Origin of the sequence: Dactylosporangium sp. McL0621, from assembly GCF_049995355.1 — a bacterium.
Taxonomy (GTDB): domain Bacteria; phylum Actinomycetota; class Actinomycetes; order Mycobacteriales; family Micromonosporaceae; genus Dactylosporangium.
In genome coordinates this window covers 2,085,319-2,105,852 of record NZ_CP188259.1, presented here as the reverse complement: position 1 = coordinate 2,105,852, position 20,534 = coordinate 2,085,319, and the positions used below count along the sequence as shown (strand labels likewise).

22 protein-coding genes are annotated in these 20,534 nt (G+C 73.4%); 9 read left to right on the top strand and 13 right to left on the bottom strand.

Annotated elements, in window-relative coordinates; all coding sequences use genetic code 11:
* On the bottom strand, positions 1 to 1,005 hold the full coding sequence (locus ACPPVO_RS09695) for an S-adenosylmethionine:tRNA ribosyltransferase-isomerase (protein WP_426510882.1): 1,005 nt from the start codon (positions 1,003 to 1,005) through the stop codon (positions 1 to 3).
* On the bottom strand, positions 1,002 to 1,664 hold the full coding sequence (locus tag ACPPVO_RS09690) for an SDR family oxidoreductase (protein ID WP_426510881.1): 663 nt from the start codon (positions 1,662 to 1,664) through the stop codon (positions 1,002 to 1,004). The genes ACPPVO_RS09695 and ACPPVO_RS09690 overlap by 4 nt, the downstream gene beginning before the upstream one ends.
* A gap of 103 nt (positions 1,665 to 1,767) precedes the next feature.
* Between ACPPVO_RS09690 and ACPPVO_RS09685 the strand changes: the two genes are divergently transcribed.
* Together ACPPVO_RS09685 and ACPPVO_RS09680 are read left to right on the top strand one after the other, a co-directional pair.
* Positions 1,768 to 2,892: a GAF domain-containing protein gene (locus ACPPVO_RS09685; protein WP_426510880.1), complete on the top strand. Its 1,125-nt coding sequence runs from the start codon at positions 1,768 to 1,770 to the stop codon at positions 2,890 to 2,892.
* Positions 2,885 to 3,514: a response regulator gene (locus ACPPVO_RS09680; protein WP_426510879.1), complete on the top strand. Its 630-nt coding sequence runs from the start codon at positions 2,885 to 2,887 to the stop codon at positions 3,512 to 3,514. Before ACPPVO_RS09685 ends, ACPPVO_RS09680 begins: the two co-directional genes overlap by 8 nt.
* Positions 3,515 to 3,815: 301 nt before the next feature.
* Here the strand turns inward: ACPPVO_RS09680 and ACPPVO_RS09675 are convergent, their stop codons facing one another.
* Complete coding sequence (locus ACPPVO_RS09675) at positions 3,816 to 5,117, bottom strand: aspartate aminotransferase family protein (protein WP_426510878.1); 1,302 nt, start codon at positions 5,115 to 5,117, stop codon at positions 3,816 to 3,818.
* 88 nt (positions 5,118 to 5,205) lie between these two features.
* On the opposite strand from ACPPVO_RS09675, the gene ACPPVO_RS09670 reads away from it, so the two are divergent.
* Positions 5,206 to 6,147 (top strand): LysR family transcriptional regulator, encoded by a 942-nt coding sequence (locus ACPPVO_RS09670; protein ID WP_426510877.1) that lies wholly within the window; start codon positions 5,206 to 5,208, stop codon positions 6,145 to 6,147.
* Between the two features lie 115 nt (positions 6,148 to 6,262).
* Here the strand turns inward: ACPPVO_RS09670 and ACPPVO_RS09665 are convergent, their stop codons facing one another.
* The 3 genes from ACPPVO_RS09665 to ACPPVO_RS09655 form a co-directional block, all read right to left on the bottom strand.
* The gene (locus ACPPVO_RS09665) at positions 6,263 to 7,075 is read right to left on the bottom strand and encodes a DUF1028 domain-containing protein (protein ID WP_426510876.1); all 813 of its coding nucleotides are present in this window, start codon (positions 7,073 to 7,075) and stop codon (positions 6,263 to 6,265) included.
* Positions 7,076 to 8,014: 939 nt separating this feature from the next.
* Entirely contained in the window at positions 8,015 to 8,575 is a 561-nt protein-coding gene (locus tag ACPPVO_RS09660) for a hypothetical protein (RefSeq protein ID WP_426510875.1), read from the bottom strand.
* Positions 8,572 to 9,297: a TetR/AcrR family transcriptional regulator gene (locus tag ACPPVO_RS09655; RefSeq protein WP_360391860.1), complete on the bottom strand. Its 726-nt coding sequence runs from the start codon at positions 9,295 to 9,297 to the stop codon at positions 8,572 to 8,574. Before ACPPVO_RS09655 ends, ACPPVO_RS09660 begins: the two co-directional genes overlap by 4 nt.
* Positions 9,298 to 9,346: 49 nt before the next feature.
* On the opposite strand from ACPPVO_RS09655, the gene ACPPVO_RS09650 reads away from it, so the two are divergent.
* The 4 genes from ACPPVO_RS09650 to ACPPVO_RS09635 are packed head-to-tail and all read left to right on the top strand — an operon-like array spanning position 9,347 to position 11,967.
* Positions 9,347 to 10,792, top strand: coding sequence for an MFS transporter (locus tag ACPPVO_RS09650; protein WP_426510874.1), 1,446 nt, complete (start codon positions 9,347 to 9,349; stop codon positions 10,790 to 10,792).
* Between the two features lie 48 nt (positions 10,793 to 10,840).
* Positions 10,841 to 11,314, top strand: a complete 474-nt coding sequence (locus ACPPVO_RS09645; RefSeq protein WP_426510873.1) for a phage holin family protein — start codon at positions 10,841 to 10,843, stop codon at positions 11,312 to 11,314.
* Complete coding sequence (locus tag ACPPVO_RS09640) at positions 11,311 to 11,700, top strand: DUF3618 domain-containing protein (RefSeq protein ID WP_426510872.1); 390 nt, start codon at positions 11,311 to 11,313, stop codon at positions 11,698 to 11,700. Before ACPPVO_RS09645 ends, ACPPVO_RS09640 begins: the two co-directional genes overlap by 4 nt.
* A complete protein-coding gene (locus ACPPVO_RS09635) occupies positions 11,701 to 11,967 on the top strand; it encodes a DUF4235 domain-containing protein (protein WP_426510871.1) in 267 nt (88 codons plus the stop codon). It abuts the gene before it with no gap.
* 71 nt (positions 11,968 to 12,038) lie between these two features.
* Here the strand turns inward: ACPPVO_RS09635 and xylB are convergent, their stop codons facing one another.
* From xylB to ACPPVO_RS09620, 3 genes are all read right to left on the bottom strand, one after another.
* Complete coding sequence (xylB, locus tag ACPPVO_RS09630) at positions 12,039 to 13,430, bottom strand: xylulokinase (protein ID WP_426510870.1); 1,392 nt, start codon at positions 13,428 to 13,430, stop codon at positions 12,039 to 12,041.
* Positions 13,427 to 14,587, bottom strand: a complete 1,161-nt coding sequence (gene xylA, locus ACPPVO_RS09625; RefSeq protein WP_426510869.1) for a xylose isomerase — start codon at positions 14,585 to 14,587, stop codon at positions 13,427 to 13,429. Before xylA ends, xylB begins: the two co-directional genes overlap by 4 nt.
* Positions 14,588 to 14,679: 92 nt before the next feature.
* Complete coding sequence (locus tag ACPPVO_RS09620; RefSeq protein ID WP_426510868.1) at positions 14,680 to 15,885, bottom strand: ROK family protein; 1,206 nt, start codon at positions 15,883 to 15,885, stop codon at positions 14,680 to 14,682.
* 99 nt (positions 15,886 to 15,984) lie between these two features.
* Here ACPPVO_RS09620 and ACPPVO_RS09615 point away from each other — a divergent pair, with 99 nt between their 5' ends.
* Both ACPPVO_RS09615 and ACPPVO_RS09610 read left to right on the top strand, forming a co-directional pair.
* Complete coding sequence (locus ACPPVO_RS09615) at positions 15,985 to 16,440, top strand: RrF2 family transcriptional regulator (protein WP_360391883.1); 456 nt, start codon at positions 15,985 to 15,987, stop codon at positions 16,438 to 16,440.
* A gap of 184 nt (positions 16,441 to 16,624) precedes the next feature.
* Positions 16,625 to 16,852, top strand: a complete 228-nt coding sequence (locus ACPPVO_RS09610) for a hypothetical protein (protein ID WP_426510867.1) — start codon at positions 16,625 to 16,627, stop codon at positions 16,850 to 16,852.
* Between the two features lie 187 nt (positions 16,853 to 17,039).
* On the opposite strand, the gene ACPPVO_RS09605 is transcribed toward ACPPVO_RS09610, so the two are convergent.
* The 4 genes from ACPPVO_RS09605 to pyk form a co-directional block, all read right to left on the bottom strand.
* A complete protein-coding gene (locus ACPPVO_RS09605) occupies positions 17,040 to 17,549 on the bottom strand; it encodes an NADPH-dependent FMN reductase (RefSeq protein ID WP_426510866.1) in 510 nt (169 codons plus the stop codon).
* A gap of 123 nt (positions 17,550 to 17,672) precedes the next feature.
* Positions 17,673 to 18,128 carry an RrF2 family transcriptional regulator gene (locus ACPPVO_RS09600; RefSeq protein WP_360391890.1) on the bottom strand — a complete coding sequence of 152 codons (456 nt, stop codon included), beginning with the start codon at positions 18,126 to 18,128 and terminating at the stop codon, positions 17,673 to 17,675.
* Between the two features lie 4 nt (positions 18,129 to 18,132).
* Positions 18,133 to 19,002: an acyl-CoA thioesterase gene (locus tag ACPPVO_RS09595; RefSeq protein WP_426514591.1), complete on the bottom strand. Its 870-nt coding sequence runs from the start codon at positions 19,000 to 19,002 to the stop codon at positions 18,133 to 18,135.
* A gap of 47 nt (positions 19,003 to 19,049) precedes the next feature.
* A complete protein-coding gene (gene pyk / locus ACPPVO_RS09590) occupies positions 19,050 to 20,471 on the bottom strand; it encodes a pyruvate kinase (RefSeq protein WP_426510865.1) in 1,422 nt (473 codons plus the stop codon).
* Positions 20,472 to 20,534: the final 63 nt, after the last annotated feature.

Genomic DNA, 20,534 nt, shown 5'->3' with positions numbered 1-20,534 from the left:
CTACGGCAGGAGGAGGTTCACGTCGCCGAACTCGTGCCACAGGTAGCCCTCGCGCACGGCCGCGTCGTACGCGGCGGCCAGCACCGGCGGCGCGGCCACCGCGGCCAGCAGGTCGAGGTGCGACGCGCGCGGCTCGTGGAAGCCGGTCAGCAGGCCGTCGACGACCGTGACGCCGCGGGACGGGGTGATGACGAGGTCCGTGTACCCCTCGCGCGCCACGACCCGCCCCGACGGCGCGACCGCGCTCTCCAGGGCCCGCACCGCCGTGGTGCCGACGGCGATGATGCGCGCGCCCGCCGCCCGGGCGTCGTTGACCAGGCGGGCCGAGGCGGGCGGGACGGAGTACCACTCCTCGTAGGGTCGCTCGTGCGCCTCCGGCGAGGCGACCCCGGTGTGCAGCAGCAGCGGCGCGAACTGCACGCCCCCGGCGACCAGGCGGGTCACGACCCGCTCGCTGAACGGCCGCGCGGCCGAGGGCATCTCGGCGCTGCCGGGCTCGCGGGCGAACACGGTCTGGTACGCCGACAGCGGCCACCGCCGCCGCACGTACGCGTAGCGGATCGGCTCGCCGTACCGGCGCAGGAACTCGGGGACCGGCACCGGCGTGCGCACGGTCGCGACCCACAGCCGCCCGCGCGTGTACGGCTCCTCCAGCGTGACGCTCGCCCCGCCGGGCAGCCGCAGCTCGCCGGGCGCGCCGGGGTGCGGGCGCCGGTCGGGGCCGCGCACCTCGACGGCCCAGCGTCCGTCGGGCAGTTTGGTGGAGAAGTGCAGGCTCAGCGGTACCCCCGAAACGCGCACGGCCGCCGCCAGCGTCCCGGACGTGTTGACGACCAGCACGTCCCCGGCGCGCAGCAGCCCGGGCAGCTCGGTGAACCGGTGGTGGGCGACGCCGGCCGGCGACGCGACGAGCAGCCGCACCTCGTCACGGGCCAGGCCGCGCGCCTCCGGGGGCTCGCGCGCCTCCAGCTCGGCCGGGAGCGCGAAGTCGAGCACGGCGGTCACAGCTTGACCCGGCCCGACTCGGGCCGCGCCGCGAGCAGCCGCAGGAACGCGGGCGTCACGGACTCCGGCGGCGGCCGGTCGCCGATGTCCTCGCCCGGGAACGCCTCCTGGTGCATCTGCGTGCGCAGGTCGCCGGGGTCGACCCACCACACGCGCAGCTTCGGCTCCTCGGCCGCCAGCACGTGGCTGAGCTGCTCGACGGCGGCCTTGGCCGCGCCGTACCCGCCCCAGCCCGGGTACGCGCCCGTGGCCGCGTCCGAGCTGATGTTCACCACCGCCCCGCCGTGATCGCGCAGCGCGGGCAGGGCGAGCTGGGTGAGGGCGAGCGGCGCGACCAGGTTGACCTCGAGCACGTCGCGCAGGGCGCTGTGCGGGTAGTCGGCCAGCGCCGGCTGCGGGCTCGGCCCGAGGATGCCCGCGTTGTTCACGAGCAGGTCGAGCCGGCCCGTCTCCAGCGCGGTCTCGACGAGCAGCGCCCGGTGCCAGGAGTCGGTGACGTCGCCGGGGATCGCCCTGATGTTCGGGTGGCCGCCCGGCTCCGCCGGTTCTAGGGTCCGCCCGTCGCCGATGACGGTCCAGCCGGCCCCGGCGAGCGCCTCGGCGAGCGCCTTGCCCAGGCCGCGGGAGACCCCGGTGACGATGGCGGTTCTGGTGTCCATGGCTTCGACGCTAGGAAGCGCACGGCCGCGTGCCATCGGGCGGCGGACGGGGGCGCGCCTAGGTCCATGGTCCTAGGACCCTGGCGTCGGTACCTTGGGGAGCGTGGCCGGATGCGATCGGGAAGAGCTGCGCGAGGTGAGCGCCGCGGTGCTGGCCGTCACCGCGCACCTCTCGGTGCGCGAGGTCCTGCAGACGATCGTCTCGGCCGCGCGACGGCTGCTCGACGCCGAGTACGCCGCGCTGGGCATCCCCGACGAGCTCGGTTCGTTCCGGGAGTTCCTGGCCGACGGCCTCAGCGACGAACAGTGGCGGCGCATCGGCCCGATCCCGCGCCAGCACGGCCTGCTGGGCGCGATGCTGCGCGACCCGAGCCCGGTCCGCTCGGCCGACATCCGCACGCACCCGCGCTTCGAGGGCTACCCCGCGGCCCACCCGGAGATGGTCGACTTCCTCGGCATGCCCATTGTGGACGGTGCCGAGATCCTCGGCGAGCTGTTCCTGGCCAACAAGCGCGGCGGCGCGTTCGACGCCGACGACGAGGAGCTGCTGAAGCTGCTCGCCGCGCACGCGGCCATCGCGATCGTCAACGCCCGCCTCTACGAGCGCGGCCGCGAACTGTCCATCGTGGAGGAACGGCAGCGGATCGCCCGCGAGCTGCACGACGCCGTCACCCAGAAGCTGTTCAGCCTCCGGCTCACCGTGGACGCCGCGGCCGCGCTGGTCGAGCGCGACCCGGCCCGCGCCGCCGCCGAGCTCGACGTGGTGCGCCGCCTGGCCGCGGAGGCCACCGCCGAGCTGAAGTCCATCGTGGTCGGCCTGAGCCCGGTCGACCTCGCCGGCGACGGTCTCGCCCCCGCCCTGCGCCGCCAGGCCGAGCTGCTCGACCGCGTCCACGCGGCCGAGGTCTCCTTCACCGCCGACGCGGTGCCGCGGTTGCCGACGGCGCGCGAGGAGGCGGCGTACCGCGTGGCCCAGGAGGCCCTGCACAACGCCCTGCGCCACGCCGCCGCCGCCCACGTGGCCGTGCACCTGCGCCGCGCGGGCCCGGGCGTGGTGCTGACCGTCGCCGACGACGGCCGCGGCTTCGACCCGCGCGGCGACCTGCCCCGCCCGCGGCTGGGCCTGGCCTCGATGCGCGAACGCGCCCGCGCGGCCGGCGGCCGCCTCCTGATCCGCTCCACGCCGGGCGGGGGCACGACGGTGACCATGGAGGTGCCGGGTGCCTGAGACCGTCCGGGTCCTCGTGGTCGACGACCATCCGGTGGTACGCCAGGGGCTGCGCACCTTCCTCGACGTGCAGGACGACATCGAGGTAGTGGGCGAGGCCTTCGACAGCAGGTCGTGCGTGGCGGAGGCGGCCCGCACCGACCCGGACGTGATCCTGCTGGACCTGCGCATGCCGGGCGGCGACGGCGTGTCGGCCCTGCACGAACTGGCCGCGGCCCGCACCCGAGCGCGGGTGCTGGTCATCACGAGCTTCACCGAGCCGTCCGCGGTCCTACCGGCCGTACGCGCGGGCGCGGCCGGCTACGTCTACAAGGACGTGGACCCGCCCGCCCTGGCCGCGGCGATCCGCGCCGTGCACGCCGGCCACGTCCTGCTCCACCCCGACGTGGCCCGCCTGCTGACCGAGGGCGCTCCGCCCCCGGATGCGGCCCACCTGACGGCGAGGGAGCGCGAGGTCCTGGCGGAGGTGGCCCGGGGCCGCTCGAACCGCGAGATCGCGCGCAACCTGGGCCTGGCCGAGAAGACGGTCAAGACGCACGTGAGCGCGATCCTGACCAAGCTGGGCGTACAGGACCGGACGCAGGCGGCCCTGTACGCAGTGCGCAACGAGCTGTTCTCCTAGCTGTATTCCTGGCTCGCTCCGCTCGCGTTGGGGGAGCTTCGCTCCACCCAAACCCCCTCAAAATCCGCGCCACCGCGCTCGAGCGACAAACAGGCGCGCCAGAACCTCAGCCGGGCACCCGATACGCCGTGCGCAACGATCTCTCGGCAAAGCTGCGCTCGATCGCAGACAGGCGCCGAAATCGCTCCTCAGGCCGGCTTTTGCGCGGTGCACAACGACCTCGGGCAGCGGCGGCGACGAAAAGTCGGGCGCTCCGCGCCGCGACTTTTCGGACTTATCGCCCGACGGGGTATCTGCCCGTTCAGCGGCTTTCGCCGAGGGCCTCGTCCAGGATGGCCAGGCCCCGGTCGATCTCCTCGTCGGTGCTCGTCAGCGGCGGCGCGATCCGGAACGTGCCGCCCATTCCCTTGAGCTGCACCACGTTCATGTGCAGGCCCAGCGCCAGGCACCGCCGCGTGACCTCGGCCCCCAGCTTGTCCGCGCCGGTCTTGGCCGCGCGGTCGGTCACGAGCTCGAGACCCTGCAGCAGCCCGCGCCCGCGTACGTCGCCGACCGCGTCGTGCCGGCCCTGCAGCTCGAGCAGGCCCCGCCGCAGCCGCTCCCCCAGTTCGGCCGCGCGCCGGTCGAGGCCGTCGCGCTCGATGATGTCGAGCACCGTGAGCCCGACCGCGGCGGGCAGCGGATCGCTGACGTGCGTGGTGTAGAACAGGAAGCCGCGCTCGTACGCCCTCTGCTCGATCTCCTCCGTGGTCACCACGGCCGCCAGGGGAAGGCCCGCACCGAGCGTCTTCGAGAGCGTGAGGAGGTCGGGCACGACGCCGTCGCGCTCGAACGCGTACCACATCCCGGTTCGCCCGAGGCCGGTCTGGGCCTCGTCGAGAATGAGCAGCATGCCCCGCTCACGGCACTTGGCCTGCAGCGCCGCGAGGTAGCCGGCGGGGGGCTCGATGACCCCGCCGGAGCTCAGGATCGGCTCGACGAGGCAGGCGGCGGGAGCCCCGGACGACTGCGCGTCGAAGAGCGCGAACGCGTGGTCGAGCTGGCGCCGCCAGTCCAGCGTGCCGTCGGGGAGGGTGAAGTCGGGGCGGTACGAGTCCGGCGCCGGGATCGCGAAGTTGCCCGGCGACGGCGGCCCGTAGCCACGGCGCCCGGCGCTGTAGGTGGCCCCGGCCGCCGCCTGGGTCATGCCGTGCCAGGAGCGGGCGAAGGAGACGATCTCGTACCCGCCGGTGACGAGCTTCGCCATGCGCACGGCCGCCTCGTTGGACTCGGCACCGGTCGTGAGCAGCAGTACCTTCGACAGCTCCGGCGCCTCCGCGCGCCGCAGCGACTCGGCCAGCCGGCGCGACAGGTCCACGACGGGCCGGGAGAGCATGCCGCTGAAGAGGTGGTCGAGCTCGCCGATCTGCCGCCGTACCGTCGCCACGATCTCGGGATGCGAGTGCCCCAGGATCGCGCTCATCTGCCCCGACGTGAAGTCGAGGATGCGCCGCCCGTCCTCGGTGAAGACGTGGCTGCCCTCGGCGCGCACGATGATCTCCGGGGTGAAGGCCCCGCCGTACCGCACGACATGCCGCTCGGCATCGCTCCAGAAGTCCGCCATGACCTGACGCTACGGCCCGCGCTATGTTCACTTCCAGCTCACAAATTCGTACAGCGTGTACACCTAAATCGAACGATCGGGGCGGACCTTGCTGGATCCGTGGCGCCTGAAGCTGCTCGGCGACCTGGCCGCGCTCGGCACCGTGCGCGCCGTGGCCCAGGCCGCCCATCTGAGCCCCTCGACCGTCTCCCAGCAGCTCGCGGTGCTGGAGCGGGAGGCCGGCGCCCGCCTGTTCGAGCGGGCCGGCCGCCGCCTGCGGCTCACGGACGCGGGCCAGACCCTGGCCCGGCACGCCCGCACGATCCTCGACCAGATGGAGACCGCGCGCGCCGAGCTCGCCGGCGACGCCTCCGCGCCGGCCGGCCGCGTGACGATCGGCGCGTTCACGAGCGCGGCGAACACGTTCGTCCTGGCCGCCATCCGCCGCCTGCGCGCCGAGACCCCGCGCCTGCGCATCGACATCCGGGAGCTCGACCCGACCGAGAGCGTGCCGGCCCTGCGCCGCGGCGCGTGCGACATCGCCGTGACCGCGGACCTGTTCGACGGCACCGCCCCGGTCGACGACGAGATCCGGCACACCCCGCTGGCGACCGACCCGGTGGTTCTCGTCACCGCTTCGGGCGCGGTCGCGGTCGCCGGCGCCGCCGCGGGCGCGGGACCGGTCGCCGGCGCCGCCGCGGGCGCGGGCGCGGGACCGGTGGATCTGGCCTCGTACGCCGGCGCTCTCTGGTCCGCGGAGCGCCCGGGCACGTGGACGCACGATCTCATCACGCGGGCGTGCCGGCGGGCGGGCTTCGAGCCGGACGTGACGGCGCTCTTCGCCTCGTACGGCCCGCTCCTGGCCCACGTCGAGGCCGGCCTCTCGGTGACGCTCCTGCCCGGGCTGGCCGTGGACCCGCGCTACGACGTGACCGCGCACCCTTTGCTTGAGCCGCTGGAGCGCCGCATCACCGCGGCCGTGCGAGCATCGGCGGCGAACCGCCCGGCGATCGCCACGACCCTGGCCGCCCTGCGCGCGGCGGCCGCGTGACCACGGCCCGGCGGCACGTCGATCGAGCCCACCACCCTGCGCGCGGCCGCCAGGTGACCACGGCCCGGCGGCACGTCGATCGAGGCCGCCACCCTGCGCGCGGTCGCCGGATGGCCTACGGCTTGGCGGCGCGCAGCTGCTCCAGCACCAGCGGGTCGATCGAGCCGGCCACCATGCGCTCCTCGAGGTTCTCGACCCCGGCCCAGGCGTCGAGGGAGTCGTACCCGAGCGCCGCCAGCCGCTCCCCGACCTCGACCGCGAGCGGGCCGTCCAGGGGTAGCAGGGTGGCGGGGTCGGGCTTACCGAAGTACAACTCCCAAAGGTCTATGAGCCCGCCCATCCGCCCGACCGGATCGGGGTCGTCGTCCACGCGGAGGTCGACCTCGGTATCGCTCATGCCCCCGTACCCGGCCCCGCGCCGCACGGTGAACAGCGCCGCACTCTGCCGCCCGCGACTGTCCCCACCGGCGGCGTCCCCGGCGACGAGCGCAGCATAGAGCCGGCGCGGCAGTGACAGCCCCGCCGAGCCGAGCCACGCGCGCTCCATCTCGGCCACGACCTCGGCCCCGGCGAGAATGTTCCCCTGGATCGCGTACCCGTCCCCGGCCACGCCCCCGGCCCACGAGAAGCACTCGTCCCCGGTGTAGGTCGCCCCGTCCCCGTCCGGCCCGACGACCCCGAGCTGCCGGTGCGCCCGCCCGGCGTCGGCGGCGGTGAGCCCGGCGATGACGTCTCCGGCGGCGGTACCGGTCCGCAGCAGCGCCAGCCCCTGCGCCCGGTACGCCAGGTTCGCGAACGCCTGCGTAGCAAGCCCCCCGACCCCGGCCTCGGCGGCGGGCACAGCGGCCCCGACGGCGAGGAACTTGCTGGCCACCGCGACCCCGAGGGACAGCCCGTCTTCGGAGCGCCCAACGATCGAGAACGTCATGCGCACACGGTACGGCAATCCTTCACTCCGGCAATATTGCCGGTTCGGCGGCAACGTTGGATAATGGCCGATTGAAGCTGGCGCTCGAAGATTTCGGCGACATGCACAATGCGCCGGCCGATGCCGGCTGCGGTTAGTTGTTCCGCACCTTGACGAGCCGGCGGGACCGCGCGATCGTGACGCCGGTGCGGGCCGGTTTTGCCATTTAGGGCCGGCCCGGTCGGCGCCGTCCATGCCGCGCCGCGGCCGGGGACCATCGTCATTGTCGGCAACGGCCCGCTCTACGGAGTGCTCATCCGGCAGGACGGGACTTCCGGGCCGCTCAACTCGCGGGACCGGCGGGACCGGACATTCGACCTGCTCAACCGACGAAACGGGGCCGCCCGGCGCAACGGCAGCCGCCCGCTGCTCGTAGTTGGCCTTCGCCTCCGCCGCCCGCCGCGCAAAGCTCGCATACCCAGCCGCCTCACTGCCATATTCCCGCCGAAGCTTCTCCGCATACCGCCGCCGAAGCCCCCAGTAACGACGCTCCTTGCATTCCCGCCGAAACGCATCTTGAGAAGGCGACCAATTCCGTGCCCGAGTCCGATCCCGCATGGAAGCCACTTGCGCCCGACTGAACAACGATATCTGCCCCACCACAAAACAATTATCCCAACCACCCCCGAACAACGCTGCCCCACTTCATATAGCGCACAAATCCGGGACCACCGAATGACGACCCGCACGAACCCGCCGGCAAACCACGGCCAAGAGGAATAACCGCACGCAACAACGAGCAGGGACCACGCTTACACGTTGCGGGAGCGCAAGCTCCCGCCACCATCGGCCGAGCGTCGTTTGGCAGCCCCAAAGTCCTGGTAAGCCGACATAAACCCCGTCAGGCGAAAAATCCGTTATGTCGCTGCGCGCCAGCGCCCGACATAACGGACGCAAACCTCAAGACCCCGAAGGCAACGATCCCGGCGGCTGCGACAAGCACACAAAAGGCCCCCGAACCCCAGCACTGAACCGCTCCGCCGCGCGTAAGGCCGTCTCGACCCGCCGCTGCGGGGCCATCCGCGACTGCGCCGTCGCGAACAGCGCGCCCAGCGCGATCTCGTCCCCCACGCCGACCGCCGCGTACCCGTCCGCCGCCTCGGCCACCTGGTAGTCGTCGTGCACGGTGAAGAGGCGGCCCTTCACGCCGACGAGGAAGGTGCCGCCCTCCTCCCGCTCGCTGTCGCGCCGCGCCCAGCCGCCCGCCTTGAGGCAGTCGCGCACCGCGTCGATGAAGCGGGTGGCCATGAAGCGCTCGATGTCGCCGACCGGCTTCGGGGGCTTGAGGGAGTACCGAATCAGCTGCCCCATGCGGAAAGACGTGGTGAACCCGAAGAGGTAGCCGTTGTTGTGGAACACCTTCGAGTCGGCGCGGACGGTCAGGCTCCAGCCCGACGCGCCCGCCGAGTCGCCGCCGATGTAGACGGTGCCCTGGTGGACCAGGCCGACGATCGCGGTCACCGGTCACCGTCCCCGGCGCCGGCGTAGCGGGCGAGGCCGTCCACCATGAGGTCGATCGCGAACTGGAAGCGCTCGTCGCCGCTGCCCTCGATCATCGTCGGGGCCAGCGCCACGAGGTTGGGGAACTCGTCGGCGGGGAGGGCCGCGAGGTAGTCGCGGACCTGGTGCAGGTACGGCTCCGCCTCGGCCTCGGTGCGCCGGCCCAGCTCGGCGTGGATGGACTGCTCGACGGCGTCGGCGATGATGATCATCGACATCTGGTCCATGGACCAGGCGCAGACGCGGTCCGGGATGCCGGCGCCGCGCAGGAGCGCCAGCAGGGCCTCGGTGTACCGCAGCGAGTTGGGGCCGGTCGGGATGTTCGCCCGCGCGACGCGCACGAGGTCGCGGTGCGAGCAGAAGACGTTGCGGCTGGCGAAGCAGGTGCGCCGCACCTCGGCCGTCCAGTCGGGGGCGTCCGCGCGCGGCAGCGGGATCTCGCCGACCACGCGGTCGAGGAGCTGCTCGAGGAGCTCGTCCTTGTTGGCGAAGTACGCGTACAGCGACGCCGCGCCCGTGCCCAGCTCCTGCGCCACCCGCCGCATGCTCAGCGCGTCGAGCCCGTCCCGGTCGACGAGGCGCAGTGCCGTGCTCAGCACCGCCTCCGCGCTCAGGGGCTGGCGGGCGGCCGGGGGCTTCTTCGGCGCCCGCCACGGTGGGGCGGGAATGGCGGCAGCTGGCACCCGCCAATCCTACTTGACACGAACGGTGTTCGTAAGTAGAACGGTGTTCGTGAGAAACGAACAGCGTTCCAACCCCTGGGTCGTCCTGGCCGTCGTGCTGGCGGCCGAGGTCATGGACCTTCTCGACGCGACGATCATCGCCATCGCCGGGCCGTCCATCCGCGCGGACCTGGGCGGCGGCACCGCCTTCCTGCAGTGGCTCGCGGCCGGGTACACCCTCGCCTTCGCCGTCGGCCTCGTCACCGGCGGCCGCCTCGGCGACATCTTCGGGCGCCGCCCCATGTTCCTGGCCGGCGCGGCCGGATTCACGCTCATGTCGCTGCTCTGCGCGGTCGCGCCCGGGCCGGCCTGGCTTGTCGCGTTCCGGGTGCTGCAGGGCCTCTGCGGCGCCGTGCTCATCCCGCAGGGGCTGGGCCTGATCAAGACCGCGTTCCCGGCCGAGAAGCTCGGCGCCGCGTTCGCCGCGTTCGGCCCGGTCATGGGGCTCTCCGCGGTCTGCGGCCCGATCCTGGCCGGCGTACTCGTCGACGCCGACCTGTTCGGCACCGGCTGGCGCATGATCTTCCTGATCAACCTGCCGGTCGGCCTCGCCGCGCTGGTCGGGGCCGCCCTCGTGCTCCCCCGCACGGGCGAGCGCGACCCGGGCCTGCGCCTGGACCTGCCCGGCACGGCGCTGCTCGGCGGCGCGCTGCTGCTGCTCGTCTTCCCGCTGGTCCAGGGGCGCGAGCTGGGCTGGCCGTGGTGGTGCTGGGCCGCGATGGCCGCCTCCGCGCCCGGCCTGTGGCTGTTCCGCCGCTACGAGCAGGGCCGCGTGCGGGCCGGGCGGAGCCCGCTGGTCGAGCCCTCCCTGCTGGCCAAGCAGCGCTTCAACGCCGGGCTCGTGGTCGGGCTGATCTTCTTCGCCGGGCTCATGGGGCTGTCGCTCATCATCAGCGTGTACCTGCAGATCGGCCTCGGCTTCAGCCCGCTGCGCGCCGGCCTCACCCAGGCCCCCTGGGCGTTCGGCACCGCCCTGGGCGCGGTCGCCGCCCACGGGCTGAGCGCGCGCCTCGGCGGGCGGAAGGTGCTCGTCGGCGGTACCGGCGTCGTCGCGCTCGGCGTCGCCGGGCTCCTCGTCACCCTCGCGGCCACCGGGGGCTCGGCGTCGCCCTGGCCGCTGCTGCCCGCGCTGCTGGTGCTCGGGACCGGGATGGGGGCCTCGATGGCGCCGTACTTCGACATCGTCCTGGCCGCCGTCGACGAGCACGAGGTCGGCTCGGCCTCCGGCACCCTGACCGCCGCCCAGCAGGTCGGCGGCGCGATCGGGGTCGCCGTGCTCGGCACCGCGTTCTTCTCCTGGGGCGGCCGCGGCTTCACCGGCTCGCTCGAGCGCGTGCTGTGGCTCGAGCTCGGGCTGCTCGCTCTGGCCGCCGCGCTGTGCTTCCTGCTGCCCGCAAGGGCACGGGAGGAGCCTGAAGAGGTGGATGAGGCGGCCGTGGCGACCGTTGCGGGTTAACCACCCCGAAGGCTGGGCATCAGGTTGGTACGGGCGAGAGGAGAAGCCATGACGTCCACCCTGGAGAACCGCCCGGCCGTGGCGCCGCGCGTGCAGAACCCGATCACGGGTACGACCACCCACACGGGCGATCGGTCCACGGCCGAGCTCGTGAAGCTCGCCGCCGAGCAGATCTCCACGCTGGTGCGCGACGAGTTGAAGCTGGCCCAGATCGAGCTCACCGCGAAGGGCAAGCGGGCCGGCCGCGGGTTCGGGATGTTCGGCGGGGCCGGGGTCATCGCGATGTACGGCGTCGGCGCCCTGCTGGCCGCGCTCATCATCGGCCTGGCCGCGGTGATGCCGGCCTGGCTGGCCGCGCTGATCGTCGGCGTGGCGCTGTTCATCGTCGCGGGCGTGCTCGCGCTGGTGGGCAAGGGCCAGGTGAAGCGGGCCGCGCCGGCGATGCCGGAGGAGACGGTCGCGGGCGTGAAGGCCGACATCGACACCATCACCAGCTCGGTGAAGCACGGGGGCCACAAATGACGGCGACCGAATCGCACAGTGCCAACGGGCACAGCCAGGCCGCCGACCCGGACGCACTGCGGGCCGAGATCGCCCGTACCCGCGCCGGGCTCGGCGAGACCGTTGAGGCCCTTGCGGCCCGGGCCGACGTGAAGACGCGGGCCCAGGAGGCGGTGCACTCCTCGGTCGAGACCGCGAAGCTGCGCATGCGCGAGGGCGTCGAGCAGATGGCGGTCAACGCCGCCTACGCGCGCCGCGAGCTGCGCACGCACCCGCGCCTGACGGTGCAGAACGGGATGCGCCGGATGCTCGACTCGGCGCGGGAGCGGCCGGCCCCGTGGGTCGTCGGCTCCGCCCTGCTGGTGCTGGCGGCGCTGGTCGGCTTCCGCAACCGGCGGGAGTACTGAATGAACAAGCTGCTGTACAAGCCGTTCAGCATCGCCTTCAGCGTGGCGGGCGGCATCGCGGCGGGGGTCGTGTTCAAGCAGATCTGGAAGCGCCTGTCCGGCGAGGAGGACGCGCCCGAGGCGACCTCGCGGGAGTACGGCTGGAGCGAGGTCCTGGCCGCCGCGGCGCTGCAGGGAGCGATCTTCGCCGTGGTGAAGGCCGCCATCGACCGGGGCGGGGCGGAGGGCGTGCGCCGGCTCACCGGCGACTGGCCCGACGACCACTGAGCGACCGCATCGACGCATACCAGCGCCGGGGATGAAACCCCGGCGCTGGCGCGCGTCCAAAGCCAGCGTGCCTAACGCAGGAGCGCCTGCGCCCGGTCGCGCACATCCGCGTACACCTTCCGGACCCCCTCGGCGGGACCGGCCGACACCTCGGCCGCGGACACCGGCCACGCCGGCGCCTCCGGTGTGCCGCGCAGGGCCCAGGCCGCCTGACGGGCCGCGCCGAGCGCGACGTACTCGGCCGGCTCCGGCACGCTGACCGGCACCCCGAGCAGGCCCGGCGCGATCGCCCGGACCGCCGGCGAGGCCGCGGCGCCGCCGATGAGCAGCACCCGCTCGACCGGCACGCCCAGCGCGCGGACCGCGTCGAGGCCGTCGGCGAGCCCGCACAGCATGCCCTCGTACGCGGCCCGGGCCAGGTTCGCCGGCCCGGCGTTGGCCCGCGTGAGCCCGTTGAGCAGCCCGCGCGCGTCGGGCAGGTTGGGCGTGCGCTCGCCGTCGAGGTACGGCAGCAGCGTCAGCCCGCCCGCCCCCGGCTCGGCCGACAGCGCGAGCTCGTCCAGTGTGGACAGTGCCACGCCGAGCAGGCCCGCCACCGCGGTGAGCACGCGGGCCGCGTTCAGCGTGGCGACGAGCGGCAGGTGCCGCCCGCTCGCGTCGGCGAACCCGGCCACCGTCCCGCTCGGATCGGCGACGGGCGCCGCGCTGACCCCGAACACGGTGCCGGAGGTGCCCAGCGAGACCACGAGGTCGCCCGGGCGCAGGCCCAGGCCGAGCCCGGCGGCCATGTTGTCGCCGGTGCCCGGGGCGAGCAGCGCCCCGCCCGCGGTCTCGCCGACGACCTCGGCCGGCCCGGCGACCCGGGGCAGCCGCAGGTCGCGGCCGAACGCGAGCCGGACCAGGTCCGGGCGGTACTCCCCCGTCGCCGGCGACCAGTACCCGGTCCCGGAGGCGTCGCCGCGGTCCGTCGTCTGCTCCCGGGAGCTCGCGTTCAGCCGATGCGTGATCCAGTCGTGCGGCAGCACCACCGACGCCGCGCGCGCCGCGACGTCGGGCTCGTGCTGGGCGACCCACCGCAGCTTGGTGACGGTGAAGCTGGCCACCGGCACCAGCCCGACGGCCTCGGCCCAGCCGGCCGCCCCGCCGGGCAGCTCGGCGATGAGGTCCGCGGCCGCGCCGGCGGAGCGGGTGTCGTTCCACAGCAGCGCGTCGCGCACCACCTCGCCGGCCTCGTCGAGCAGCACCATGCCGTGCTGCTGCCCGCCGACGCCGATCGCCGCGACCCCGTCCAGCAAACCGCCGGCGGTCGCCTCGCCGAACGCGGCCCACCAGTGCGCGGGCGCGACCTCGGTCCCGTCGGGGTGCCCGGCGCGGCCCTCCCGCACGACCGCGCCGGTGTCCGCGTCGCAGACCAGCACCTTCGTCGACTGGGTGGAGGTGTCCACCCCGGCGACGAGTGTCATGAACGAACTCCGAGGAGGTGCTCCATCGCGAGCTGGTCGAGCACCTCGAACGCGCCACCGCGCGCGGCCAGCTTGTCGACGTCGAACTCCTCGGCGCGCAGCGAGGCGATGGTCTCGCCCTCGGCCAGGGTCGGCTGCGACAGCTCGTCGACGCGCGCCGCCGCCAGGGCCGCGGCCACGTCCGGGTCGGCGCGGAAGGAGCGGACCCGCTCGCGCAGGATCAGGTAGTTGCGCATGCAGGCGCGCGCGGTCTCCCAGACGCCGTCGTAGTCCTCGGTGCGCGGGGGCTTGTAGTCGAAGTGCCGGAAGCCGGTGTACCCGCCGGTCTCCAGCACGTCCACCGTCCAGAACGCGCCGCGCAGGTTGCCCGCCCCGAAGCGCAGGTCCTGGTCGAACCGGGGCCCGTGCTGGCCGTTGAGGTCGATGTGGAACAGCTTGCCGTGCCACAGCGCCTGCGCGATGCCGTGCGCGAAGTTCAGCCCGGCCATCTCCTCGTGGCCCACCTCGGGGTTGAGGCCCACACGGTCGGGCTCGTCGAGGGCCGCGATGAGCGCGAGGGCGTGCCCGATGGTGGGCAGGAGGATGTCGCCACGGGGCTCGTTGGGCTTGGGCTCGAGGGCGAAGCGGATGTCGTACCCCTGCTCGCGCACGTACTGGCAGAGCAGGTTGAGGCCCTCGCGGTACCGGTCCAGCGCCGCCGCAACGTCCTTGGCCCCGCCGGACTCGGCGCCCTCGCGGCCGCCCCAGAGCACGTAGGTCTCGGCGCCCAGCTCGGCGGCGAGGTCGATGTTGCGCAGCACCTTCTTGATGGCGAAGCGCCGCACCGCACGGTCGTTCGACGTGAAGCCGCCGTCCTTGAAGATCGGGTGGCTGAACAGGTTGGTGGTGACCATCTCCACCCGGACGCCGGTCTCGCTCAGCGCGTCCTTGAAGCGCCCGATGAGCTTGTCGCGGGTCGCGTCGTCGCTGCCGAACGGGAACAGGTCGTCGTCGTGGAACGTGACCGCGGCGGCGCCGAGGTCCGAGAGGCGGTGCACGGCCTCCACGGAGTCCAGCGGGGCGCGGGTCGGTCCGCCGAAGACGTCCTGGGCCTGCCAGCCGACGGTCCACAGGCCGAAGCTGAACTTGTCTTCGCGCGTGGGCTGGAAATCAGTCATGAGGTACCTCATCGCGGGGTGTGTTGGCGGGTTGCAGGCCACACGTTACGCCGCGGGCGGAGGTTTGTTCAAGATAAGAACTAACCTCCTTTTCAAGCGCGGAAGACGACCCGGTAGTACGTCTCCGAGTGCTGCAGGGCCAGCAGTACCGCGCCCCTGACCTCCGCGTCCGGGCCCAGCTTGGAGGCCCTGATCTCCACCCCGCGCAGGGCCGGGGCGAGCGTGTGCCGGGCCGCGGCCGCGCGCAGCGGATCGAGCAGCAGGTCGCCGATGGCCGCGAGGCCGCCCCCCACAACGACGAGCGCCGGGTTGTACGCGTTGATGAGCCACGACGCCGCCAGCCCGAGGTGCTCGCCGACCTCCTCGATGACCCCCCGGGCCACCGCGTCGCCGTTGTGCGCGGCCGCGGTCACCTCGCGGGCGTCGAGCCCGTCCAGCCCGGCCCGCTGCGCCGCGCGCACGATCGCCGGCCCCGACGCGAGCGTCTCCAGGCAGCCGATCTTGCCGCAGTTGCAGGGCTCGGCGTTGCCCGGCACCGCGTTGTGCCCGATCTCGCCCGCGGTGCCGCCGACCCCGTGGAAGACCCGGCCGTCGGACAGTATGCCGGCGGAAAGACCGGTCCCGGTGTACAGCAGCGCAAGGTCGCCCACCCGCTCCCCCGCACCCTCCAGGTTCTCGGCCACGGCGGCGGCCTGCCCGGCGTTGTGCACGTAGACGGGGGCGTCGTGCAGCGCGGCCGCGAGCAGGTCGCGCACCGGCACGTCGCGCCAGCCGAGGTTGGGGGCGAGCAGGCACACGCCGGCGTGGAAGTCCGTCAGCCCCGGCAGCACGGCCCCGACCGCGGCGATCTTCGCGCCCTTCAGGCCGGCCCCGGCGATGGCGTCCAGGGCCTCCGCGGCGACCTGCCGCAGGACCTCGGCCGGGGCCGTCCCCAGGCCGGGGGTGGCCAGCTCGCTCCGCACGATCTCCTCGCCGGTGGCGTCGCCGATCGCGATGGTGGTGCGCCGGGCCCCGATGTGTACCCCGACGACGAGCAGCGACCGCGCGTTGAACTCGAGCAGGATCGGTGGCCGCCCGCCACTGACCGCGGTCGAGCCCGGCCCGATCTCGCGCACCAGGCCCTCGGCGATGAGCTCGTCGACGATCGCCGAGACCGTGGGCTTGGCCAGCGTCGTGGAGCGCGCGATGCTGGCCCGGGAGACCGGACCGCCCTCCTTGACCAGGGCGAGCACGAGCGAGCGGTTGACCTCGCGCATGACGTTGTGGTCGGCGCCCCGCCGCGGCTCATCTGATCGCATAATCCGACAACGCTACCCCGGCGATCACGCGGGAACGGGCACCCTACATTGGTACCGGACAACCTATGCCACCAGCCCGGCCGGAAAGGCAGGCTTTCGATGCACATCTCGGCGCGCGGAGATTATGCGGTTCGCGCCTCCCTCGGGCTCGCTTCGGCGTACCCGGCGGTGGTCTCGGCCGCCGGACTGGCCGACGAGCAGGAAATGCCGCGCAAGTTCCTCGAGGCGGTCCTCGGCGACCTGCGGCGCGCGGGCCTGGTCCGCGGCCAGCGTGGCGTCGACGGCGGCTACGTGCTCACCCGCCAGCCCTCGGAGATCATGGTCGGCGACGTGCTGCGCGCGGTCGACGGCCCGCTCGCCGAGGTGCGCGGCGTACGCCCGGAGGAGGCGATGTACTCCGGCACGGCCGAACACCTGCAGCAGCTCTGGGTCGCCGTGCGCGCCGCGGTGCGCAACGTGCTCGACGAGGTGAGCCTGGCCGACGTGGTGCGCGGCCGCATGCCGGCGCACGTGCGCCGCCTGACCACTCCCCCGGCGGCCTGGCAGCCTCGTTAGCTCGCTCCGCTCGCGGCGGTACGCTCCACCCACACCCTCAAGATCCGCACCGGCGCGCCCGGGCGACGAACAGGCCGCACCGACGAGGCCGGCCGCCGGGTCCTGCACGGCCGTCCTGAAACGGCCCCGGTCATTTCGTGGCTTTCCCGGATCTTGCCGCGCCGCGGGTCCTACGCTCGGAATCATGTCGACAAAAACGCACGACCCCTACCTGCAGGCGGCCGAGGGCTTCCTGCACAGCATCCGCGCCGAGCTGGACATGGCCGACGACCTCGAGATGGACCGGACGCTACGGGTCACGCAGACGTACGCGCTGCTGAGCATCGCCCGCTCGCTCAACGAGCTCGCCGAGCGCGGCGCCCCCGAGGAGGCGGGCTCGCTGCTGACCGCCGCGGCGGCCTTGAACAACTGACGCGCGGGGGCGCGCCCTTCGCCGCGACGGCGCCGAACAACTGACGCGCGAGTCGCGACGGCGCTGCACGACTGACGCGCGCGAGTCGCGACGGCGCTGCACGACTGACGCGCGAGTCGCGACGGCGCTGCACGACTGACGCGCGCGAGTCGCGACGGCGCTGCACGACTGACGCGCGGGCGCGCGGTCAGCTCGCCTCGGTCGCGACGGTGCTGAACCCGGCGGCGATGGAGTCGACGTAGGCGGCCGCCGCGGCGCCCGCGTTGGCCAGGTCGCCCTCGATCACGGCCAGGCCCGGCTCGACCGGCACCGCCCCCAGCTCGCCGAGCAGCTCCCGCAGGTTGCGCTGGGCCGCGTCCGCCTGCGGCTGCACCCCGGCGGTGACCACGGTGACGGCCGCGATGTCCTGGAGCCCGCCGGTCGGCAGCTGGTCGAGCAGCACCTTGAGCACGCCCGTGTAACTTCCCTTGTACGTCGGCGTGGCCACCACGAGCACGCTGGCCCTCCGCAGCGCCGCCACCGCGTCGGCGACGGCCCCGTCGCCGGGCTGGAGCAGCCGGACCCCGAGGTCCCCGACGTCGACGGTGCGCGGCGTCGCCAGCCCGAGCCGCGCGGCCAGCGCCCCGCCGACCTCCTCGGCCAGGTGCAGCGTCCGCGAGTGGGGGCGGGGGTTTCCGGAAACCACGACGATCGTCACGCCGCCGATCCTATCTACTATTTTTCCGATAGGAAATAGCGGGTGCGGTAGCACCGCCCCCGGACGCCGGGATTTCTGGCGGGAGCGACGGTCCGCAGCTGACGCGGACCCGAGCAAAAATCATCAGACCCAGGCGCGCGGATCGGCGACGAGGTCCCGGACGCGCTCGGGCAGTTCGCCCGTCACCACGTCCTCGATCGTCACCGTCTCGAGGATCAGCCGCTCGTTGGCGCGCAGCGCGATCCACACGTCCTGCAGGGCCTGCGCCGCGCCGTGGTAGCCGAGCTCCTCCGGGCGCTGGCCGCGCACGTTGGCGAGGGGGCCGTCGATGACCCGGATGATCTCGGCCAGGGAGATCTCGGCGGCCGGGCGGGCCAGCCGGTAGCCACCCTCGGGGCCGCGCTGGGCGACCACGACGCCGCCGCGGCGCAGCTGCAGCAGGATGCTCTCCAGAAACTTCGGTGGGATCTGCTGCGCCGACGCCAGACGGTCGGCCGTCACCAGCTTGGCGTCGGCCGAAGTCGCCGCCAGCTCCGCCACCGCGCGCAGCGCGTAGTCCACTCGGGCCGAAAGCCGCATAACCTCATCCTCCCACGCGGCGCAACAGGCCCTCCTGCACGGCCGTGGCGATGTGCCGGCCGTCCAGGGTGAACATGCGCCCGGTGGCCAGGCCGCGGGCCCCCGACGCGGACGGGCTCACGCAGTCGTAGAGGAACCACTCGTCGGCGCGGAAGGGCCGGTGGAACCACATCGCGTGGTCCAGGCTCGCGCCGACGAAGCCGCCGGGGCCCCACACGGCGCCGTGGGCCGACAGGACCGAGTCGAGCAGCGTCAGGTCCGAGGCGAAGGTGAGCACGCAGGTGTGCAGGACCGGGTCGTCGGGCAGCTTGCCGGCCAGGCGCATCCACACGCGCTGGCGGGGCTCGGCGGGGCGGTCGCCCGCGGGGACCCAGCCGGGCTCGCCCACGTAGCGCACGTCGATGGGGCGGGGCACGACCGCCCAGATGCCGGCGCGCTCCTCGTACTTCGCCAGCCGCTCCGCCATCGTCGGGACCTCGTCCGGCGGCGGGACGTCGGCGGGGGCGGGCTCGGCGTGGTCCAGGCCCTCCTCCGGGTGGTGGAAGGAGGCGGACATGAAGAAGATCACCTTGCCGTGCTGCTCCGCGACCGACCGGCGCACCGAGAAGGAGCGCCCGTCGCGGATGTTTTCCACGGTATACGTGATCGGGGCGCTCGGATCCCCCGGCCGCACGAAGTACCCGTGCAGCGAGTGCACCTGCCGCTCCCGGTCCACGGTGCGCCCGGCGGCGACGAGGGCCTGCCCGGCCACCTGGCCTCCGAATACACGCTGGGGGCCGTCCGGCGGGCTGCTGCCCAGGAACCGGTCGTCCCCCAGTGCCTCGAGATCCAGGAGGCGGACGAGCCCGTCCACCGCGTCCTGCCCGCTCACCAGTTCGGTCACACGGACAATTTACGCATCAACGGGCCCGCCCGGTCCGTTCAGACCTGTGAGAGTGCTCCCAGCTGGTGAACGCGGAGCGTGTTCGTCGAGCCCGGGGTGCCGGGCGGGGAGCCGGCGACGATCACCACGTCGTCGCCGGGCGAGAGCCACGGCAGGCCGACGAGGGCCAGGTCGACCTGCTTGAACATCTCGTCCGTGTGCTCCACGAACGGCACGTCGAAGGTCTGCACGCCCCAGCTGAGGGTGAGCTGGTTACGCACCGTGGGCTCCGGGGTGAAGGCCAGCAGCGGCAGCTCGCAGTGCAGGCGGGCCAGGCGGCGCACGGTGTCGCCGGTCTGGGAGAACGCGACGAGCGCCTTCGCGCCGATGTTGCGGGCGATGTTGGAGGCGGCCGAGGTCAGCGCGCCGCCGCGGGTGCGGGGGTCGTGCTGCAGGCGGGGCACGGTGAGCGCGCCGCCCTCGGTGGTCGCGACGATGCGGGCCATCGTGGAGACCGTCAGGATGGGGTACTTCCCGACGCTGGTCTCGCCCGACAGCATGACGGCGTCGGCTCCGTCGAGGACCGCGTTGGCCACGTCGGATGCCTCCGCGCGGGTCGGCCGCGCGTTCTCGATCATCGAGTCGAGCATCTGGGTCGCGACGATGACCGGCTTGGCCTGCTCGCGGCAGAGCTGCACCGCGCGCTTCTGCACCAGCGGCACCTGCTCCAGGGGCATCTCCACGCCGAGGTCACCGCGGGCGACCATGACGCCGTCGAACGCGTTGACGATGGCCTCGAGCGCGGCGACCGCCTCGGGCTTCTCGACCTTGGCGATGACCGGGCGGCGGATGCCCTCCTCCGCCATGATCTCGTGGACGAGCTTGATGTCGTCCGGCGAGCGCACGAAGGACAGCGCGATCCAGTCCGCGCCGAGGCGCAGCGCGAAGCGCAGGTCCTCGGCGTCCTTCTCCGACAGCGCGGGCACGCTCACGGCCACGTTCGGCAGCGAGACGCCCTTGTTGTTGGAGACCATGCCGCCCTCGGTGACGAGGACGGTGATGTCGTTGCCTTCGACGGCGGTCACCTCGACGGCGACCTTGCCGTCGTCGATGAGCAGCCGGTCGCCGGCCTTGACTTCCTGCGGGAGCTTCTTGTACGTGCACGAGACCCGCTCGGCGGTGCCGACGACCTCGTCACTGGTGATGACGGCCGTGAACCCGGCCGCCCATTCGTGCGGTCCGTCCGCGAAGCGGCCGAGACGGATCTTCGGACCCTGAAGGTCCGCGAGGATGCCCACGGGGCGGCCGGCGCCGGCGGCGGCCTCCCGAACAAGGTTGTACACCGAGGCGTGGTCCTCGTGGCTACCGTGGCTGAAGTTGAGCCGCGCGACGTCCATACCGGCGTCGACAAGGCCACGGAGCCGCTCGGCCGACGAAGTGGCCGGGCCGAGCGTACAGACGATTTTGGCGCGTCGAGTCACACCGTTGAGGCTAGCTCCTCCTTCACGGGGCGTATCCGCTGCCCCGGCCCGGCGCCATCAGTT

Coding starts and splice junctions, on each gene's coding strand:
- ACPPVO_RS09635 (WP_426510871.1), top strand. CDS start 11,701: ATGAACAAGCTGCTGTACAAGCCGTTCAGCATCGCCTTCAGCGTGGCG.
- ACPPVO_RS09675 (WP_426510878.1), bottom strand. CDS start 5,117: ATGGCGGACTTCTGGAGCGATGCCGAGCGGCATGTCGTGCGGTACGGC.
- ACPPVO_RS09690 (WP_426510881.1), bottom strand. CDS start 1,664: ATGGACACCAGAACCGCCATCGTCACCGGGGTCTCCCGCGGCCTGGGC.
- ACPPVO_RS09620 (WP_426510868.1), bottom strand. CDS start 15,885: ATGCGATCAGATGAGCCGCGGCGGGGCGCCGACCACAACGTCATGCGC.
- xylB (WP_426510870.1), bottom strand. CDS start 13,430: ATGACACTCGTCGCCGGGGTGGACACCTCCACCCAGTCGACGAAGGTG.
- ACPPVO_RS09665 (WP_426510876.1), bottom strand. CDS start 7,075: ATGACGTTCTCGATCGTTGGGCGCTCCGAAGACGGGCTGTCCCTCGGG.
- ACPPVO_RS09615 (WP_360391883.1), top strand. CDS start 15,985: ATGCACATCTCGGCGCGCGGAGATTATGCGGTTCGCGCCTCCCTCGGG.
- ACPPVO_RS09645 (WP_426510873.1), top strand. CDS start 10,841: ATGACGTCCACCCTGGAGAACCGCCCGGCCGTGGCGCCGCGCGTGCAG.
- xylA (WP_426510869.1), bottom strand. CDS start 14,587: ATGACTGATTTCCAGCCCACGCGCGAAGACAAGTTCAGCTTCGGCCTG.
- ACPPVO_RS09640 (WP_426510872.1), top strand. CDS start 11,311: ATGACGGCGACCGAATCGCACAGTGCCAACGGGCACAGCCAGGCCGCC.
- ACPPVO_RS09610 (WP_426510867.1), top strand. CDS start 16,625: ATGTCGACAAAAACGCACGACCCCTACCTGCAGGCGGCCGAGGGCTTC.
- ACPPVO_RS09600 (WP_360391890.1), bottom strand. CDS start 18,128: ATGCGGCTTTCGGCCCGAGTGGACTACGCGCTGCGCGCGGTGGCGGAG.